Below are 1,392 nucleotides of genomic sequence, written 5' to 3' on the forward strand. Positions count from 1 at the left end.
GGGATACGCCCCGCGCGGCGAAGGGTGAGTGGGATGGCTGAGGATGGCCGGACGCTTGCCGCGCGCGTTGTAGGAGACATTGCCTGGATCAACGTGCTGTTTGCAGTGCGGCGGCTGGACCAGGCGCTGAAGCACAATCCGAACTGGCGCTCGCAGCCACGTGTGCCAGCTGGCCAGAGTGATGGCGGGAGGTGGGCAGGCGGCGGGGCGGTGGCGGATGATGGTGAGAGTGGAGTGACTCGGGATGAGGTTATTGCCAGTGATGCCATGAATGGCACCAATCCACCGGTGGCTCTCATCGGAAGTCTGCCTACGACGAATACCGCAACTGCCCGTAAAGAAAGTATCCTGCGGGACACGCCTGCAATTTTCGAGGTTGCAGACAACCCTTCGGCTGATGGTTCAAAACCTACTTATGAGCTTCACCAGTTGCATCAGGTTTTCGACCACGCCTTTACCGCTGTGCAGGAGTCGATTGCGCAAAAACTTGATTCAAAGCTCGTCATGGCAATCATCTACATGGAAACGACACACGGCTATTATGATAAGGTACATCCGTGGCCGAGGACTTTAATGCCGATGAACGTGCATTCCTCTTATTGGAGGGATCTTGGCTGGACACGCGAAGAATTGAAAGATCCGGAGATCAATATTCGTGCCGGCGTCACCTTACTCAAACGAATTGCGGCCCGTATTTCAAAGCCCAGCGTTGCAAAGATCGCCACCGTGTATAACAATCTCTCCGCCAGAAAAGTGTCGGACTACGGGGCCAGGGTGCAAGTGATATATGACAATGAACTTTGGTGGAAGTTTTAGAGGGTGTGTCAAAATCGGGATAATTTCAGCGCTGGCATCTATGTCCGTTTCCATCGCTGTTTCGGCCGCTATTGCCTATGTAGCATTGGATCACAATCCTCAGGGAGCATATTGCGGTATTGATGAATTAAGTAAATGCTCTGTCCCAGAAAGTTTTTTTGGTTATGTATATTTTCTAGCATTCGAAAAGGAGATTTTATGGGAAAATCTACTTACATTGATTATCTCATGGGGCTTATCAGTATTTTTTGTCTCTATGTCTTTTATTTATACGATATCAACTATTCTTAAATAGTAATTTTAAATATAATTATATTGAAAAATTTCACTTCTTATGTAGTATTATTAAGTATTATTTATTTCTTTTCGATTTAATAATTGACAGCGGTGTGGGGAATATTTTTGCCGCAAGTTGATGTTTCGCGCTCATGCGCGAGTAACAATACTGGAAACACCGTGGTTAGTGGATTTCGCTCCGCGGCGCGTTGATGCAGCCAGGCATTCCCGGCGACTATACCTATGCCAGTAACCAGGAGGCGAACCGGGGCTTCTACCGGCTGACGGTTTTGCCGCTGG

3 protein-coding genes are annotated in these 1,392 nt (G+C 48.6%); 2 read left to right on the top strand and 1 reads right to left on the bottom strand.

The genetic code is table 11. The annotated features are described in order from the left end of the window. Positions 1–33 precede the first annotated feature (33 nt). Both AB843_RS24535 and AB843_RS25815 read left to right on the top strand, forming a co-directional pair. The gene (locus tag AB843_RS24535) at positions 34–816 is read left to right on the top strand and encodes a hypothetical protein (protein ID WP_048649555.1); all 783 of its coding nucleotides are present in this window, start codon (positions 34–36) and stop codon (positions 814–816) included. Further along, positions 794–1,111, top strand: coding sequence for a hypothetical protein (locus AB843_RS25815; RefSeq protein ID WP_157384608.1), 318 nt, complete (start codon positions 794–796; stop codon positions 1,109–1,111). Before AB843_RS24535 ends, AB843_RS25815 begins: the two co-directional genes overlap by 23 nt. Positions 1,112–1,187: 76 nt before the next feature. Here the strand turns inward: AB843_RS25815 and AB843_RS26030 are convergent. After that, on the bottom strand, positions 1,188–1,392 hold a 205-nt coding region (locus AB843_RS26030; protein WP_206412973.1), incomplete at its 5' end, for a hypothetical protein.

Source organism: Nitratireductor soli, from assembly GCF_001050155.1.
In the GTDB taxonomy this organism is placed as follows: domain Bacteria; phylum Pseudomonadota; class Alphaproteobacteria; order Rhizobiales; family Rhizobiaceae; genus Nitratireductor; species Nitratireductor soli.

Coding starts and splice junctions, on each gene's coding strand:
- AB843_RS24535 (WP_048649555.1), top strand. CDS start 34: ATGGCTGAGGATGGCCGGACGCTTGCCGCGCGCGTTGTAGGAGACATT.
- AB843_RS25815 (WP_157384608.1), top strand. CDS start 794: ATGAACTTTGGTGGAAGTTTTAGAGGGTGTGTCAAAATCGGGATAATT.